This is a genomic window from Leptolyngbya boryana PCC 6306 (genome assembly GCF_000353285.1).
Lineage (GTDB): Bacteria > Cyanobacteriota > Cyanobacteriia > Leptolyngbyales > Leptolyngbyaceae > Leptolyngbya > Leptolyngbya boryana.
On the sequence record NZ_KB731324.1, the window covers coordinates 5,230,839 to 5,245,742 of the forward strand.

The following is a 14,904-nucleotide window of genomic DNA, read 5'->3' on the forward strand; positions in this document are numbered from 1 at the left end:
CTCGCTTGCTGGCAATTTCGCACGCGAGAAACCACGTAACCGCATACCCCTATGAGGCTAGTCAAATGGTAGCAAGCCATAACACCCCCGTCCAATCTGAACCCAAAGTTCTGCCGATCAATCCTCAGCAAGACGGGATGATGATGATGGAATTGCAGAACAAACAGCGCTTTGAGGATGAAATTCTCAAGAAATCACTTCAGAATCTTTGGGAACCTGCACACCGCAAACACTATCTGACTCAAATCGCTCGCTCGTATGACACGTCGATCGAGACGGTCGAAGAAATCGCCCAACTCCTGGTCAGCAACATGGGCGTAGACCTGGAAGAACAGGAATTCACCTCAATGGTGCAAACCGTGCGGCAAATCGAAGCGATCGTGGATGAGGGATTGAGAAACTTCAAACTCTCTCGGCTCGCGAAGCGCCTGAGAATGCCGAAGACCGACATGATGAACTCGTACTATAAGGCGCTGATTAATCAGGCTCCCTTTGTCGATTACACCCTTGACCAACTCGATCAGCTTTGCACCCAAGTTAAAGACTGGCTTGTGAGTGGCTGGATTCCTCAAGGCATCGTCATGCTGCTTCATGCCCTCGGCGGCGCTGGCAAATCACTCATGATCTACGAGTTGATCGAATGCGTGGTCAAAGGGCAGCCGTGGAACGGCTATCAGGTCAGGCAAGGTAGAGCATTGATTCTGCAATCCGATGAACCCGTCATCGTTACCCGCGAGCGAATGCAGATTCGTGAACTCAGTCGGGAGTATCCCGTTACCGTCGTACCCGGCTGGCAAGTGGAAAACATGGCGCGATTGGAAGCGCGGTTGAAAGAATATGCCGAAATAGGCGATCCAGTGCGGCTGTGCATGGTGGATTCTGTGACGGCTATCAATCGCAACACGCTGATTTCCGAGAATGACACCGAGTATGCTCGCTTCATGCTGCAGCTGAATGACCTGGGCGATCGCTACGGCTGCACCTTCATCGTGGTGCATCACTCCAATTCCGATGGCGAGTCACGCGGTACGAAAGCCCTCTACAACTCGGCTTCCGAAGTTTGGGGCTTGATGGTTGCTGACGAATCGACAGGAGATCGCATTTTGCGAGTGCAGAAAACGCGCATGGGACGACCGCCAGGGCGCTATAAATTCCAATTTGAAGAGGAGAATTTCACCTTCACTTACTTGGGGCGTGAGGGTGACGAATCTGGAGAAGAAACAGCCCACACCGAAAAGCGGATCGAGCTTTGGCTGAATGAAGATGAGCATCGCGGCATTGGCTATGAAGTTGAAGAAATTGCCCAATATCTCGGACTGAATAAAAATACTGTCCGCAAAGTTTTGAAGGAGATGTGGGCAAAGGGTTCTGTGATGAGATATCCAAAGCGACAAGGAAACACAATGGTCTACTACGTGGGCGAACGTCGATCGCCAGATGAGGCGCGATCGACTAGCGATCGACCCTGCGATCGACACAAAAATCCAGCAAATCCGGGAAAAACTGAGGCTAGTGATCGGTCGATCGCGAAAAGTGAGCAAATTTCACTGTTGCAAAACCCTCAAAATGGCGATCGACCGATCACTAGCCCGGTCAAACCCTTGAAAAATATAGAAGATGATGTCGATCGCGAGGTCGATCGCACGTCGATCGCAGGGTCGATCGACACCCCGCTTATTGAGAACGCGATCGACTTGATTGAGGTGGGCGATCTGGTCACTCCTAATGCAACTTCTACGTGGCACAGTAGCGGAAGTGACAAGCTACCCTGGCGAGATATCCCTAAGCCTTACACCAGCAGTAGCAAGACCATTCCGGTTAATGCAATCGAGGGCAAGCTTTTCTTTGAATTAACGGACGTGAGCCGTGTGATTGCCATCAATGGTGAACGAATCAAGGTTCGCAATCAAAAGACCGGGCGCAATAGCGTCTACCAACTGGCTGACGTTTCGTTGCTGAGGAAACGCAATGGTTAGCTGGACTCAAATTGAATCCGCTCGCGAGGCATTGCTAAAGATGGCGCGTGGTAAGCAATTGGCATTACCGATCGCTGTGGAAGTTGTGCCAAAAAAAAAGAATTCTCCCTCACGACGAGCGAGGGAGAAGCGGCGATATGAGCAGTTGAAGCTGTTCTAAGGGTTGAGTGCAATCGTCACTCAGATGTGAATGCGGGATACTCTGCGATCGCAGTTCTCGAAGCTGCGATCGCTCGATACTCTTGAGCCAGCTGCTCTAATCCCAACGCAAGCTCTAAATGTGAAATGCCGCCTATTTCTGGCAAGTGAATCACTAAAAATCCAACGTGAGTCTTAACGGCTCTCACGTTCTCCAGGTCCATATTTTCCATTGGCTGTCTCAGGTGTGGTGAGGCGATCAAGTTTTTCGTTGAATAAACTCATCTCTTGCTGAATCTGCTGAAGGGCGTGGAAAATCTCGGTTTCCGTCCGCTTGCTCATCTGCAAAGCGAGATTAATATCTGTCGTAGCTGCACCCATTCGCTCGATCGCGAGCGCAATTTTATCGTGACTGCCTTTCAGCTGGATCAGCATTTCGGCTTGCTGTTTGAAGTGGATATTGCGATCGTTGCGAACATCCTCAATCAAAATTGCCATCAGCTTTTCTTCGCTGGCATCCTTCTGCTTGAAAAACCCTACGCCTTCTTTGATCAGGTAAACCACGATCGCCACCATCAGCCCACCTTCCATTAGAGGAGGGGTAGCAGTTGGGAGGGGTGAGGGTTGAAGCGGTTGAGCGGTCATCGCTGAAATATTGCTCATGTTGCTTGCCCCCAGATCAGCATTTCACCGACCGAAACGTTTACCCCGCCTGTGCTGTTAGAAAAGACAAACGTGTAAATCGTGTGAGCGGTGTTGAAATCTGTATCACTAGCGAGGTTGATCGTTTGGACTGTGGCTACAGTTGCCAGAGTGCCAGAGTATAACGGTGTACCAGCTGTGCTGGTCACTGCTCCAGCAAAGATGCTCAAATCTCTAGGATGATTGAAATTTCCGTTGAACTGCCCTAACCAAAGCTGCACTTGATTAAGGTAGACAGCGGTTGAAAACTGCACTTGTACGAATACCGTTGAGGCATTCGTCACCATCATTCCAACGGTGTTACTACCATCACGCAAAGCGCTCATTGTGTAGGCTGTGCCGTGATAGGTGTAGCTTCCGTTATTGATCGGCGTGTAGGTCAGCGGGTCAAGCTGCGCTGTATTGCGGCTTGAGATTGTGTTAGACACTAAGCCCGCGTTCCTCAAGCAATCTAGAATCGCCACGCTCGTTGTCCTCAATTGCTCGTTCGTTGGGTTCGATGGAGGATTTGAAATTGTGGGCGGTGTAGTAGAAGCCCTAGCAGCGCGGGTTACTGGCATTAGACAAACTCTCGTACTAAAGCGTTTCCACCCGTAGCCGACCAAATCCCGGCGATGTTGCCTGTGTAGGCAATCGGAAGCTCATACAAATCGCCATTGTTGAGCGAGATAGTAAACGCAGAAGTCGAAGCGGTTGCACCTAGCTCGACATACAAAATACCCGTGCCGTTGTTCAAGATAGAAGCGCTCTTTCGGTTTGCGTTTGCAGCGAGCAGCTGGACAGAAGTTGTCGAAGCTGTGACAGCCGAAGCTACGACATTTGAGCTAGTCGGAGTATTTACAGTGACTTGAGTTGCGCCACCACGAGAAATGGGCATAGAAGAAACCTCAATCTGAACATCAAAGGGCGTTGCAAAATTCGGCACTCTGAGGGCAAGAGCGCGATCGCTGAAAAATGGGGGCGCTTCAAATTCGAGAATCCGGGCGTGAGGGGTCGCAGTAATGCGGCGCTCGTCATAGATATCAGTGGAGTCCGGATCAACTTGAGCAAGCCAAACCGGAACACCAGCCGTCTCAAACGTGAGCCGGACATAACCTAGGTCTGGGTCAATCACTGGAGTAGATTGCCAGTCTTGCCCTGCGGTAATCGTTGCGAGCGTTGTCCAGGTCATCAGAATAAAAGTTGAACTTGCGTTTGCAATTCTCGAATCAAGTCTTCAGTACTATCGCTTTCAGTGCCGATGTACTCGTAGAGAGTCAAGGCAATCTCACTAAACCACCACGGACAACTAAATTTCAGTTGATAAGTGGTTGAGAACTTCGGGAAAATCAGCAATCTTGCACCATTGCAGGGCAGTTGATAGCGACTCAGCGCCAGTTGCCCAATGTCAGAAACGCCAGAATCGACTAGAGGCGTGAGTGATCCGCCGCTTTTCCAGGTTGATTTGGCGTACTGACTGAACGTTTTAACCGCCAGAATGCGCGATTCTGCTTGCACGGGTAGCACCGTGTCAGGAATCAACGATCGCTCTCTCGCACTAATCTGCTGAGTTGTGAATTGGTGCTGATAAAGCAATTGCCAATTCGTACCGTTAGCGGGATTGATGATTAATCGGCTCATACATGAGGCAACCAGAGAATCGTGTCTGCATCTTCTAAAGCCGTTCCCTGTTCAATCACAGCGTCAATGTTCTCGTCAACGATGCCCCAATACTCACCAGGCTCTACGCCAAACTGAGCAAGGCAATCTTCTAACTCATCGATCGTCACGTCTCCTTTGAGAAATTTCTCAGTTAGGCGTTGAATCGTGAAATGAGCATCAATTTCAGCTGCAATATCGCTTTTGTTGTGATCTGGGGTGAGTCCCAGATCAAGCAGGAACGGCTCTAGAACGTGCATGAATTAGACCTTCTCTTCAACCAAAGTAAACTTCAGGTTAGTCGAAGACCCTTTCGCCTGAGTTGCGATTTCGTTGAATGCGTCAACCATCGTATCGGTTGCGCCTTTCTTGCCAAATGGAATCGAAGCGCTTTCAGTGTTGTACTTGAGATACTTCAATCCAGTGAGCTTGGAAGTAGCAGCTGTACCAGTCTGGCTAGACTGCTGACGACGAACCACGCGAGCAGGGCGGTAGGTGCTCATCTTGATCGGGGTGTTTGTGCCCAAGGTTGCCGTGACACGGGTATTTGCTTCGCTCAAGTTGCTGAACAAGTTCCAGGACGGAACCAGGGCAGAGGCTTGAATTTTTACCGCAGTGCCGAGAGGTAGAGCGAAGGGGTCGAGGTAGAGCTTAATCGAGTCGGGACGGTTGCCTTTCGTTCCAATTCCCTCGCCTTGTTCAGCCAGTCCTTGCAAGTAGTTAAGGTATCTTGTGCGAGCGGTTGCGCCACGCATTCCGCGTAGAACGCGGGAAAATCTCGGTGCTGTTGACATACGTTGTAAGAGTGCTTGAGAGTGAGTAGCTGTATGAGAAGCGTGCCTTCAATCTACCCACCCAAAAACACCTATACGAGTTTCTGGAAAGGTTGAACCTTTCCCAGTGATACCGAAAATTTTAGGTTCGATAGCTTGGCACCAAAGCGCTGTCATACCGTCCAGAACGGTCGAATAAGTACACGGGTTTGGCTAGACCTGCGAGCTTTACCGTGGCGTATTGAAATCGCACTTCAGCAATTGGACGACGGCGGGGAAGACGGCGGGATTTGCCCAGAATTGTCTCTCTGGGTGGAATGGTGGGAAAGGCTTCAGAAGGGCTACCGTTTTCGATACGGTTGAAGAACTCCCAATCAGGGGTATGCGATTGCAGATCTAGCACTTTGCCGATCAGCGTTCTAGCTTCAGCTTCGCTCCGGACCAATAGCTGAAGCTGATATCCCTTATCCCAATCGGTGTAAGAGCAAAGTTCCTTGCCCTTCCTCCACACAAACCCCTGACCTGTGCCGAATTCGGTCTTGATTTTGTTGGCAAGGGCGAGAGCTTCGGAGTTAGAAAAGGTTGTACTCGTTTGAGTCATCAGACGAAATGAGATTTCGCCTGAAACGGGGTCATAACCGGGTTCAACGTCTTCTAAATCTTCCAGGAAGTAGAGCGTCACTTGTGGACGGGTGCGACGTAACACGCGGTAATTCAAATCGCGATCTCCGCTCACTATGCCCTGATTCCATCGCTGTTTAATCAGCATGTCAAAGAGCAGCATTCTCGATAGGGTCATATCCATCGTGTCCATCTCTGCGTGAGTGCAGGCAGTTCTCAAACTAGCTCTAGGGGTGTTGATGTCAGGGTCATCGGTCGTAATGTCGCTGAACCATTCACGCACCTCTGGGTTATAGGTGCGGCGAATGGTGTCTTGCAGGTGTTCAGCGGGGCTGAAATTGTTTGGTAAAGGCATTACTCTGCATCTCCTTTTGTGCGGTCTGTTGGTTGCAGAGTGGGCGATTTACTTGCGGCATTCGACTGATCAGCCGTGGCTTTTGTCGAATCGTTATCGGGGCGACTGTTGGGGGTGGCTTCCTTGATTGCCTTGTCAAAGGCTTCTTTCTGCTCCCTAAATTCGTTCACTTCTTCAGTGATTGATCGAACCTCGCCCACAACACTAGCAATTGAGCTTGCGGCATCATCTAGGTTTTCTTGACCATCCCTAAATTTCTGCATTCTCTGCTGCCATTTGCTCTGGGCTGTAACCCGCTCTGGCATCCAGGGATAAGCATTCTCGCCCACGACTCGGAAGCGTTTCAGCGCGTTGCCAATTTTTCCGGTATTTTCTGCCGTCCATTCGGCAATTTCGCGGGATGAGTCAGCGATCGATCTGACTGTCCAAACAATTTGGCTCGCAGTGGTGACAATGCGATTGAGCTTAGTAAAGGTTGCTTTGGTCCCGTTCCAGGTTTCTGCCCCTAGCGCATTCTCCATCGTTTCATTGACTGCCTTACCTAGCACTTCGTTAAAGTCAAAAGCTTCGGCGGCGGTCTTATCTACGCCAAACATCGGGGCAAAGGTTTGAACGGACTGCGTAACGACATCGCCCAAGGTTTGACCCAGATTTGCAGACAGCATCGCGGCATTATGCAACGATGCAGCGGTGCTGAGTGTGTTCATCACTTGGGTGAGTCGCGCGCGCAGTTCAGCCAATCCAAAGCGCGATCTGATGTTGGCAGTGCGATCGCCCATCATTTTTGCGAAGGGTGCAAGATCAGACGGAACTTGCACCGGTTCCTTGATAAACACTGCGCCTGTCAAACTATTCCATGTCACAAAGCGATCGACCATCACCGCTGTCATTTGTCGCTGCTGATTTTGGGCTTGCTGTCCAAGCTGCAAATCCGCAATACAGTCGTTCTGACATCGCCCAGGCGTAGTTTGATCGGGTTCAACTCGCTTCTCAGCTTTGCCTTGAATTTCCTGAATTTTGTCAGATTTCAATCTGCCGTCTTTGAGAAAGTCAGTAGTAATCCTTCCATCTAGTTGCTGTCTTAGCCCAATTTCTGGAGCAAAGTTAGGGCGCTGATTCAAATTGACTTCTGGAGCAAAGTTAGGACGCTGATTCAAATTGACTTCTGGAGCAAAGTTAGGGCGCTGATCTACTCTGATTTCCTGGCGAACTTCAACGCGAGGCTTAGGATCAATACCGGGTTTAATTGGTGGGCGACCAGGGGGCGGCTCAAGTCTTCGATTAGGCGGCGGAATTTCAATAATTCGTACTGGGGGATCAATACCTCTGCGATCGGGTGGTGGGACAGGCTCGATTCTGCGATCGGGTGGTGGGACAGGCTCGATTCTGCGATCGGGTGGTGGAGCAATAACGGGCGGTGGAAAAACCGGGGGCGGTGGAAAAATAACTCCGATTGGCGGAGGTTCAGGACGGGGTGGTGGAAATGGATCGATTCCTGTGCCTGGATCAGGAACAATTGCAGGACTTCCAGCATTCAGAATCACCCGAAAGTTACCGAATTCTAGGACAGCGGTATTTACGGGCTGTCCAATCATTTCTCGCACTTGCTCGCCGCTTGCTCTTTTCCAAACTAGAAAAAACGTGTTGACAATTCTGCGCCCACTATCAGCAACCGTGTTTGGATCTGTACTGTCTGGGTTCGATTCATCCGTGGTGAATCGCTGGATTGCAAGGGGTGTTCCGATTCGCTCGTCATATGACGAAACTGGCAGACTATCTTCACCAGAGCGGGGCGTAAGTTCTTTTGTGCCTGGATTTCTCACAGATCCAGCATCGCGATTATATCGAGTAGCGATAATCCCGATTCTGAATGTATAGGGCACTTCGGTAGGTTGAAAGTTGACGGTTGATGTACTGTCTCTTCTTCCGCGCTCTAATCGCCAGTCAATATTTGTGTTTGGTGGTCTCCCTTGCCGTCGCCTTATCAACTCCTCCCATTGTCGATATTCGGTAACGGGATCAGGAATAACACTGCGTCTAAAACTTTGCCAGTCAAACCGCCCTTCTTTAAAGGCGTTGATCACTGCGTCCCCCAGGAACCCTACAGCAGCAACCGCCACACTTCCCCTGATAACAGTGCTGGTTCTAATTGTTCTGGAGCCATCACCGCTCCGATTTAAGACAACCTCAGATGCTCTAGGAAACGGCTGTGGTGAAGTAAATCCACCTTCGATTCTTCCTTGAGGGGTGCGATTATACCTTTCCTGGGCGCGCTGCCGTACCAAATCGCCATAGCCAGAGAATTTATCTCTAATCGCTTCTCCTGCGGTTCTTCCCCGTCGCTGCCCATTGTCTAGAATTTGCTGGACTCGATTCTCAGTTGGCTTTCCCCCAAACATCCCACCCCGATTAGAAGTAGATACAGAGGAAGGATTTGGATTGTAGTTGGTTTGGCGAGGATTGTAGCCCCAATTCATGTTCGGGATGAAGCCGGATGAGACTTTCCCGTTATTGATAGATATGTTCGGCATTCTTTTACCCCAAAAAAAACAAAATCGAGGGGTATTCCCCTCGATCGCCAGAAAACAGGATTGAAATTAATTGCTGGTGAATGACGCGGGAATGTTGCCACTTCCCAGTTCATCAACGCTCATCCAAAGCTTGCGCGTGTCGGTAATATAGGCAGGATCAAGCTTGAGAGACAGCCTTAAAAGTAATTGAGTCGTTTCTTCAGCAGAAGTAAAGATTCCAGTCTGAACTGAAAGTTCTCGGACGGTTTCACTCTCTAAAACCGACTTGTCGGGATACATCCTCGAAAGCGTGAGCGCTCCCCAGGCGACTAGCTGCTCTAAGGTGACGATCGAATTGGGGATTTGGGTTGCGATATTAAGTGCAGTCATTTTGGATTAAGCCTTGCTACGGGTTTATTAATCCCTGCAATGACGCAAATCACAGCGATCGACGAAAAAAGCCTGCAACTGAACCGTTACAGGCAGACGGGAATCATAAACGCGACGGGTTTAGATTCCATAAAATTATGAACAGAACGACCGAATGGCTGAACGGATTAACAACCAAGCTTGCAATCGCGCTCATGCTCGCAACTGGACTTCTCTTTGTCTTGAGAGTCTGCAAGTTTCATATTGAACGAGCGAATTTAAGTGAGGCGGCAGCGATTGCGGAGAAAGAAGGGGTGATACCAGAGCGAGCCTTCGCATACAGAGATGGTAAGGACTACACCCAACAAGAGTTAGTCAAGCCTTACGACATTGCACTAGACCAGTTGCAGCAAAAATGCCAGGAATCTCGAATGGAGATTGCGGGAATGGTAAGCGCGATCGTGAAACACGAGAAGCAGAAAGGAACTCAAACAAATCATATGGAAGAACTCAAAGGGTTTTTACACGTAGTTGAAAGTGGTTTTGATCGGCATCCAGCAAAATGCCTACAGGCTTACACCGCTATTGTTCAAGCAGAAAAGTAATAACCTTGCTTCTAAGCAAAAGTGAGACCGATTGAACTGGACTAAAAATGGCTTAAATCGCTAATCAGTTATGAATAGAAAAGCCCATTCTTTCATGAGTCTCAATTAGACTCAAGCACGAAAGAATGGGATTTTCAGTAGGGACTTCTGCGGCGTGCGCAGCTCACCAGAACTCAAAAATATAGCTTTAACGGTTCTGTTGAGCGGCTATCAATAACTTGCAGTCTCATACTCAGAGCTTTCGCTAGTCCGCTCCAACAGAATTGTTAGCTCGATGTTCCGCTATGTCAAATGTAAGACCGTATAGAAATTTACCTTTCTTTATATTGTCGCGATTAAAAGCAACTCTTTGAACTTTGTCGGTTCCACTTAGTGCATCTCTAGCAGACAGCGTAAAAAATATCCATTCATCATCAGCGAGTTGTCCTTCAAGATTAATTTCATCTAGAATCTGAAAATGAAAAACAGGGGAGATTGCATGAAGTGGATTTCCAAAATCTTGAACTGCACCCAGAGATGGTATTTGTCCATCAAAGCTTAACTTCAATTCTCTCAGTGTGATATATCTATTTTTTTCCTTAACTCGAACTACTGTTGCACTAGCGACCAAATCAACAACTTGCCTTCTGCCAGAATTGTAAATTTTGATTCGATAAACAATTTCGTTTGTCCTGATATGATGAGATCCCTTTAGAAGAATTCTCGAAATTTTAACTCTTGGTTGTAAAAACAATAAATACTTCCAAAACAGCCATGAACCAAAAACACCAAGGAAAAATCCAAGTAGCAGATTAGCGATTTCTTTTAGTTCCACGCAGTTAATCTCCTCAGAGCAGCCCTTGTAATTAATTCAATTCGTGTTGTCATAAGCTGATAAACTGCTTTATTCTCTCGCGGATGAACACTATTGTGCCTACCTTAGCAGTATCCCGGCGAGCTAACAATTGTTTAGACTGACTCTTTCCGCCTAATCATCCAACTTCGGACGTTAGACCGAAAATGGTCGGCATAACATCCCGTTAGGGCGAGTTAGGCTAATGAAAGTCGGCATAACATCCCAAACTAGAGGATTAGACCGACTTTTTCTGCCTAATACCGGGATTTAGAATGTTAGATCGACTCACGTTCCGCATATTACCCCTCGCCAGGGGAATTATCCCGAAAACTTCCGTATTTCTTCTCAAAGAAAGTTTGTACTATTCTGCCTAAGATCCCATTCGACTCCATTCACCCGATGACTGTTGAACGAGAGGACATAAAGATAAAGAAATGTAATCAATCGTCTTGTTTATTTGTTGATTGATAGAAAAATGGCGACTCAATATATCAGCTTTGGGCGACGGCTTTCACAAGGGCTTCAAACAGAAGAATTGCAACTTTGCGTCGGGTGTAGGCGCGAGCCAATTTAATCTTGATGCCGCGCGGTCGTTCGTCGCTGCTGAGACTATAGCGATCGAGTGCGGTCTGATAGAGCTGGCGAATTTCGAGAATTCGGGGGTTTTGAGTTTTGCGGCGAACTTCGATTTGAGTAAACATCCACTGCCACAAGGCTTTACGGCAGAGCGATGATCCGCCTGTGCGACGCTTTTTCAAGCTTGTGCCCGACTCTTCTTGCACTGGGGCAACGCCGATCGCTTTTTGAAATCGCCTCAATGATAAATGTCTTGTGGTCGATTTGCCTGAATTTCTACCCTTACGAATCCGAACTTCAGGCTTGCCGAAACTTAGACTCAATCGTGCAAAATTTGGGCTGCTACTGTCTGAAATCGTCTAGAGAGCCAGAAAACGGCAAATCATTGCCGCACTTCTTTCGTGACCGTTCCCTTCGGTATCAAACCGATCATAAGGATGGACTACGATCGTTTTGCCATCCTTCAGCGCGATCGCAATCCGTCCCATCGGACCAAATTTTCCACCCCGTTTTTTCTGCACCGTCACCTCTGCAATTTGGTCTAGCGGATACTCAGTCGTCCGGGTTCTAATCCAATTCCGTCGTTTCAACGTTAATCGCTGAGTGTATCGGCTGATTTCCAGCGTCACTCGTTCTGCCCAAATCCCAAAGACTGCTGCCCCTGCTAAACAAAGCGTGAAACAAAAAAAACCGTACGATCGCTGATCTCTTTGAAATTTTATGCGCGATCGCTGAGCTTTCAGAAACTGCTGGATCTCCTCTTGCTGTGAGGGTTTGGGATAAACTTCTGCCTGTTCAATGATTCCTGTTGTCGTGACCAGTTGAATCTGATAGCGCAGTGAACCCCTTCTTTCAGAACCGACCGTTTTTAGAGTCACATCTTTGATCTCTTCCAGTTGCCAACTCCGTTGACGTTTGCTAATCCAATTGTGCTGAGTGATCGTACAGTGCCCCTGAGTTGGAAGTGCTAGGTTGCGATTGCACTCAAACGTTTCCCAGGTTAATGCGAGAAGTGCAAACAGAACCACGATCGCACAGATGTTAAACACACTCACAAATGTCCACTTAAACCAGGGACAGAATTGCAGCGCTAGTTTATTTTCGCTTTTATAAATGACTTTCATGGGGGCAATGAAAAGCTTGCACAAGAGAAATCGCAAAGCTTCAAAGCTTAAAGTACCCAGGATTGCCTTTTCGGTGAAATGCCTAAATCTCACGGGATACTCGCAACTGTCGCTTAATCCCCAGACTGCGATCGTAGCGCTTGGATTGACGCTCACCTGCGAGCCATCCCCAAAATAAGGGCGAAGCATCACAGGTGATATTCATCTTTTCCGGGAACGCCTGTGCTATTGAGCAGAAGTCCAATGTAGAGCGTTTTAGGATGAAACCAACGCAGTGTTAGCTGGATCGGGCGGAACACAGACATTTGCTGCCTTAGAAGCATAAAATAGTAGGACTAGCAGGAAGGAGTATAGCCATGAGCATTATTGTCTCTGACGAAATTTTAGCCGCAACTCGCATGACTGAGACTGAAATGCGTCAGGAAATCGCTATTATGCTCTTTCAGCGGGAAAAGCTTACTCTTGCTCAAGCCAGTCGTTTTGCGGGAATGCACCGTGTAGCCTTTCAACACCTACTCGCTAGCCGTCATATCCCAGTACATTACGGAGTAGAAGATTTTGAGCAGGATATTCAGAACCTGCGGGAGATGGGCAGATTGTGATTATCGTCAGTGACACATCACCCATCAACAATTTTGCTGCAATCAATCACCTTCATCTTCTTAATCAACTGTATGGAACGGTTTTTATTCCCGAAGTCGTTTATCGAGAATTAACTGACCCCAATTTTCCTGTTGCAGGTGCGACTGAAGTATAAACCTTTGACTGGATCCAAACTCGTGCTGTTAGCGATCGCATCCTTGTCGAAGCACTGAGCAACGAACTTGATATTGGAGAAGCCGAGGCGATCGCTCTAGCAGTTGAGATTCAAGCCGATCAAGTTTTAATTGATGAACGCCGAGGTCGGTTAGTTGCAAACAGGCTGAATCTTCGCTATACAGGCATCTTGGGAATCTTAGTCGAAGCGAAAAGTAAAGGCTTGATCACTGAGGTGAGACCGCTATTGGATGCGTTGATGAATGAAGCTGGATTTTGGGTTGCAGAACCTTTGTATAACAGCGTTTTACGACTTGTTAACGAGATTGATTTAGCTTGAGCTTTTGAAGAACAGGAAAGTTTTGTGCATGTCCCACAGACGGGATAGAGCCAGCTAATGACCCCAATCACCGGACACAGATAACCTTTGCAACTTACCGATCACTTGACATTGTTCCGGTGCATTGGGATTGTTGGGCGGCGGATAACTTCAACACTTCAATACTTATTAAAAAGTAATGAACTCACGTAAATCGCTCAGGGTAGATTGAAGCTTCTCGCCATCTCTTAACTCCCAATTACTAACTCGAAAAACGTGCCAGTTTTCTTTACGAAGCTTTCTATCCTCTTTCAATCGTTTGGAATAAGCTTCTTGGTCAGCATACCAATCTGATTCCTTCTTAGTAGCATAATGGCTTATGTCATCTACCAAAATTACATATCTTCTATTGTTCCAAAATGCTACAAAATCAACTCTATATAAGTCATCCATATGTAGTGATGAGGCAGAACGAAGGTTTTTCTTGGCTTGAGAATGCCATTGTATCCAAGCTTGAGGTATTAAAACAGGCAAATCCTGATTCGCCATGTCAAATCTCTTGGCATACTCTATAAAAAATTTCTTCTCATACTCCGATTGATTCATATCAATCATTGCCTTCTTCAAAACCCTATTTTTTGAAGCATCAAGACCGTAGGAAGCCTCTAGCATCTTAAAACTAAAATCGGGATAAACTTTGCCTCTTACTAATCCCAATCCATCTTGAAGCTCATACTTCAATGTCTGTCCACCTTTTTCTGCGCTAATAGAGAAGTCTGGTTTAAGTACCCCAAAAGGTAGTCCGGCAGGAAATTGATATGCAAATAGATCCTCACCCAGAATAGAACCTTCGTAATTGATCTTATTATCTTCAACTCCAAACCCGTTGCTAGTACATATAGAGCGTAGGCGATCTTTCGCCTCATCAGAGATGTAGTGCAACTGAAGGATATATTCAATGACTTTAAAGAACTTATGGATATTCTCTATCTTTTGCCAATCAGTAGCAGCATAAAACTCATCAACAAGCCCACGCCTTGCTCCTCCAGAAGATGCTTCATTCTCTAAAGTGAAACCTGCATTCGAGAAAATACCTTTAATTTGACCTAAAGATAAAAAGTCAACACAGAACTCTCTGAACTCAATTTTAAGAACTTTTAGAAGAGCGGTTGCGTTATTCGTCATCTACATGAACAAGCAGTTTAGGATAATGGAGATATTCTAATCAATCAAAGGATGGTTCAATGTTCAATAGCTATTTAACTCCCCTTGAACCTTGAAATGCCGCCTCCACAGATAACATTAAGCTTCCCAACAATTGTTTAGACTGACTCTTTCCGCCTAACCATCCAGATTCGGACGTTAGACCGACTTTTTCTGCCTAATACCGGGATTTGGAATGTTAGATCGACTACGTTCCGCATATTACGCCTCGACAGGGGAATTAGAGCGAAAACTTCCGTATTTCTTCCCAAAGAAAGCTTGTACTTATTCTGCCTAAGATCCTGTTCAACCACATTCACCCGATGACTGTTGAACGAGATGACATAAAGATAAAGAAATGTAATCAATCATCTTGCTTATTTGTTGGTTAACAGAAAAATATG

At 47.2% G+C, this 14,904-nt stretch carries 21 protein-coding genes; 6 read left to right on the forward strand and 15 right to left on the reverse strand.

Features of this window, described 5'->3' with window-relative positions; translation table 11 throughout:
• Positions 1-65 precede the first annotated feature (65 nt).
• Positions 66-1,976: an AAA family ATPase gene (locus LEPBO_RS0126155; RefSeq protein WP_017290553.1), complete on the forward strand. Its 1,911-nt coding sequence runs from the start codon at positions 66-68 to the stop codon at positions 1,974-1,976.
• Positions 1,969-2,136, forward strand: a complete 168-nt coding sequence (locus LEPBO_RS43435; protein ID WP_017290554.1) for a hypothetical protein — start codon at positions 1,969-1,971, stop codon at positions 2,134-2,136. The genes LEPBO_RS0126155 and LEPBO_RS43435 overlap by 8 nt, the downstream gene beginning before the upstream one ends.
• 16 nt (positions 2,137-2,152) lie before the next feature.
• Here the strand turns inward: LEPBO_RS43435 and LEPBO_RS42485 are convergent, their stop codons facing one another.
• From LEPBO_RS42485 to LEPBO_RS0126215, 10 genes are all read right to left on the reverse strand, one after another.
• Positions 2,153-2,338: a hypothetical protein gene (locus tag LEPBO_RS42485; protein ID WP_144056237.1), complete on the reverse strand. Its 186-nt coding sequence runs from the start codon at positions 2,336-2,338 to the stop codon at positions 2,153-2,155.
• The gene (locus tag LEPBO_RS0126170) at positions 2,310-2,777 is read right to left on the reverse strand and encodes a hypothetical protein (protein WP_017289371.1); all 468 of its coding nucleotides are present in this window, start codon (positions 2,775-2,777) and stop codon (positions 2,310-2,312) included. The genes LEPBO_RS42485 and LEPBO_RS0126170 overlap by 29 nt, the downstream gene beginning before the upstream one ends.
• Positions 2,774-3,280: a hypothetical protein gene (locus LEPBO_RS0126175; protein WP_017289370.1), complete on the reverse strand. Its 507-nt coding sequence runs from the start codon at positions 3,278-3,280 to the stop codon at positions 2,774-2,776. Before LEPBO_RS0126175 ends, LEPBO_RS0126170 begins: the two co-directional genes overlap by 4 nt.
• Before the next feature lie 95 nt (positions 3,281-3,375).
• Positions 3,376-3,987 (reverse strand): hypothetical protein, encoded by a 612-nt coding sequence (locus LEPBO_RS43440; protein WP_017290555.1) that lies wholly within the window; start codon positions 3,985-3,987, stop codon positions 3,376-3,378.
• Positions 3,987-4,436, reverse strand: a complete 450-nt coding sequence (locus LEPBO_RS0126185) for a hypothetical protein (RefSeq protein WP_017290556.1) — start codon at positions 4,434-4,436, stop codon at positions 3,987-3,989. The genes LEPBO_RS43440 and LEPBO_RS0126185 overlap by 1 nt, the downstream gene beginning before the upstream one ends.
• Positions 4,433-4,714 carry a hypothetical protein gene (locus tag LEPBO_RS0126190; protein WP_017290557.1) on the reverse strand — a complete coding sequence of 94 codons (282 nt, stop codon included), beginning with the start codon at positions 4,712-4,714 and terminating at the stop codon, positions 4,433-4,435. The genes LEPBO_RS0126185 and LEPBO_RS0126190 overlap by 4 nt, the downstream gene beginning before the upstream one ends.
• A 3-nt stretch (positions 4,715-4,717) precedes the next feature.
• Positions 4,718-5,248 (reverse strand): hypothetical protein, encoded by a 531-nt coding sequence (locus LEPBO_RS0126195; RefSeq protein ID WP_017289366.1) that lies wholly within the window; start codon positions 5,246-5,248, stop codon positions 4,718-4,720.
• A gap of 121 nt (positions 5,249-5,369) precedes the next feature.
• Positions 5,370-6,203, reverse strand: a complete 834-nt coding sequence (locus LEPBO_RS0126200; RefSeq protein WP_017290558.1) for a hypothetical protein — start codon at positions 6,201-6,203, stop codon at positions 5,370-5,372.
• Positions 6,203-8,734 (reverse strand): hypothetical protein, encoded by a 2,532-nt coding sequence (locus LEPBO_RS0126205; RefSeq protein ID WP_144056279.1) that lies wholly within the window; start codon positions 8,732-8,734, stop codon positions 6,203-6,205. Before LEPBO_RS0126205 ends, LEPBO_RS0126200 begins: the two co-directional genes overlap by 1 nt.
• A gap of 66 nt (positions 8,735-8,800) precedes the next feature.
• A complete protein-coding gene (locus tag LEPBO_RS0126215) occupies positions 8,801-9,103 on the reverse strand; it encodes a hypothetical protein (RefSeq protein ID WP_017290561.1) in 303 nt (100 codons plus the stop codon).
• Positions 9,104-9,240: 137 nt separating this feature from the next.
• On the opposite strand from LEPBO_RS0126215, the gene LEPBO_RS0126220 reads away from it, so the two are divergent.
• Positions 9,241-9,687, forward strand: coding sequence for a hypothetical protein (locus LEPBO_RS0126220; protein ID WP_017290562.1), 447 nt, complete (start codon positions 9,241-9,243; stop codon positions 9,685-9,687).
• A gap of 244 nt (positions 9,688-9,931) precedes the next feature.
• Here the strand turns inward: LEPBO_RS0126220 and LEPBO_RS0126225 are convergent, their stop codons facing one another.
• The 4 genes from LEPBO_RS0126225 to LEPBO_RS44570 all read right to left on the reverse strand — a co-directional run bounded on the left by LEPBO_RS0126225 (position 9,932) and on the right by LEPBO_RS44570 (position 12,427).
• A complete protein-coding gene (locus LEPBO_RS0126225; RefSeq protein WP_017290563.1) occupies positions 9,932-10,501 on the reverse strand; it encodes a hypothetical protein in 570 nt (189 codons plus the stop codon).
• A 512-nt stretch (positions 10,502-11,013) separates the two neighbouring features.
• Positions 11,014-11,340, reverse strand: coding sequence for a transposase (locus LEPBO_RS0126230; protein WP_017290564.1), 327 nt, complete (start codon positions 11,338-11,340; stop codon positions 11,014-11,016).
• Positions 11,341-11,457: 117 nt separating this feature from the next.
• Entirely contained in the window at positions 11,458-12,222 is a 765-nt protein-coding gene (locus tag LEPBO_RS0126240; RefSeq protein WP_148664726.1) for a hypothetical protein, read from the reverse strand.
• An 82-nt stretch (positions 12,223-12,304) separates the two neighbouring features.
• Positions 12,305-12,427, reverse strand: coding sequence for a hypothetical protein (locus LEPBO_RS44570; RefSeq protein WP_263970839.1), 123 nt, complete (start codon positions 12,425-12,427; stop codon positions 12,305-12,307).
• A gap of 151 nt (positions 12,428-12,578) precedes the next feature.
• Here LEPBO_RS44570 and LEPBO_RS0126245 point away from each other — a divergent pair, with 151 nt between their 5' ends.
• The 3 genes from LEPBO_RS0126245 to LEPBO_RS45125 all read left to right on the forward strand — a co-directional run bounded on the left by LEPBO_RS0126245 (position 12,579) and on the right by LEPBO_RS45125 (position 13,318).
• Complete coding sequence (locus tag LEPBO_RS0126245; protein ID WP_017290567.1) at positions 12,579-12,824, forward strand: UPF0175 family protein; 246 nt, start codon at positions 12,579-12,581, stop codon at positions 12,822-12,824.
• A complete protein-coding gene (locus LEPBO_RS45120; protein WP_017290568.1) occupies positions 12,821-12,979 on the forward strand; it encodes a hypothetical protein in 159 nt (52 codons plus the stop codon). The genes LEPBO_RS0126245 and LEPBO_RS45120 overlap by 4 nt, the downstream gene beginning before the upstream one ends.
• A 189-nt stretch (positions 12,980-13,168) precedes the next feature.
• A complete protein-coding gene (locus LEPBO_RS45125) occupies positions 13,169-13,318 on the forward strand; it encodes a DUF3368 domain-containing protein (RefSeq protein ID WP_017290569.1) in 150 nt (49 codons plus the stop codon).
• Positions 13,319-13,486: 168 nt separating this feature from the next.
• Here the strand turns inward: LEPBO_RS45125 and LEPBO_RS43445 are convergent, their stop codons facing one another.
• Positions 13,487-14,482 (reverse strand): KH domain-containing protein, encoded by a 996-nt coding sequence (locus LEPBO_RS43445; RefSeq protein WP_017290570.1) that lies wholly within the window; start codon positions 14,480-14,482, stop codon positions 13,487-13,489.
• Positions 14,483-14,904: the final 422 nt, after the last annotated feature.

Coding starts and splice junctions, on each gene's coding strand:
- LEPBO_RS43440 (WP_017290555.1), bottom strand. CDS start 3,987: ATGACCTGGACAACGCTCGCAACGATTACCGCAGGGCAAGACTGGCAA.
- LEPBO_RS0126240 (WP_148664726.1), bottom strand. CDS start 12,222: ATGAAAGTCATTTATAAAAGCGAAAATAAACTAGCGCTGCAATTCTGT.
- LEPBO_RS0126190 (WP_017290557.1), bottom strand. CDS start 4,714: ATGCACGTTCTAGAGCCGTTCCTGCTTGATCTGGGACTCACCCCAGAT.
- LEPBO_RS0126245 (WP_017290567.1), top strand. CDS start 12,579: ATGAGCATTATTGTCTCTGACGAAATTTTAGCCGCAACTCGCATGACT.
- LEPBO_RS44570 (WP_263970839.1), bottom strand. CDS start 12,427: ATGAATATCACCTGTGATGCTTCGCCCTTATTTTGGGGATGGCTCGCA.
- LEPBO_RS0126220 (WP_017290562.1), top strand. CDS start 9,241: ATGAACAGAACGACCGAATGGCTGAACGGATTAACAACCAAGCTTGCA.
- LEPBO_RS0126185 (WP_017290556.1), bottom strand. CDS start 4,436: ATGAGCCGATTAATCATCAATCCCGCTAACGGTACGAATTGGCAATTG.
- LEPBO_RS0126155 (WP_017290553.1), top strand. CDS start 66: ATGGTAGCAAGCCATAACACCCCCGTCCAATCTGAACCCAAAGTTCTG.
- LEPBO_RS0126215 (WP_017290561.1), bottom strand. CDS start 9,103: ATGACTGCACTTAATATCGCAACCCAAATCCCCAATTCGATCGTCACC.
- LEPBO_RS0126200 (WP_017290558.1), bottom strand. CDS start 6,203: ATGCCTTTACCAAACAATTTCAGCCCCGCTGAACACCTGCAAGACACC.
- LEPBO_RS43445 (WP_017290570.1), bottom strand. CDS start 14,482: ATGACGAATAACGCAACCGCTCTTCTAAAAGTTCTTAAAATTGAGTTC.
- LEPBO_RS43435 (WP_017290554.1), top strand. CDS start 1,969: ATGGTTAGCTGGACTCAAATTGAATCCGCTCGCGAGGCATTGCTAAAG.
- LEPBO_RS42485 (WP_144056237.1), bottom strand. CDS start 2,338: ATGGACCTGGAGAACGTGAGAGCCGTTAAGACTCACGTTGGATTTTTA.
- LEPBO_RS0126170 (WP_017289371.1), bottom strand. CDS start 2,777: ATGAGCAATATTTCAGCGATGACCGCTCAACCGCTTCAACCCTCACCC.
- LEPBO_RS0126205 (WP_144056279.1), bottom strand. CDS start 8,734: ATGCCGAACATATCTATCAATAACGGGAAAGTCTCATCCGGCTTCATC.
- LEPBO_RS0126195 (WP_017289366.1), bottom strand. CDS start 5,248: ATGTCAACAGCACCGAGATTTTCCCGCGTTCTACGCGGAATGCGTGGC.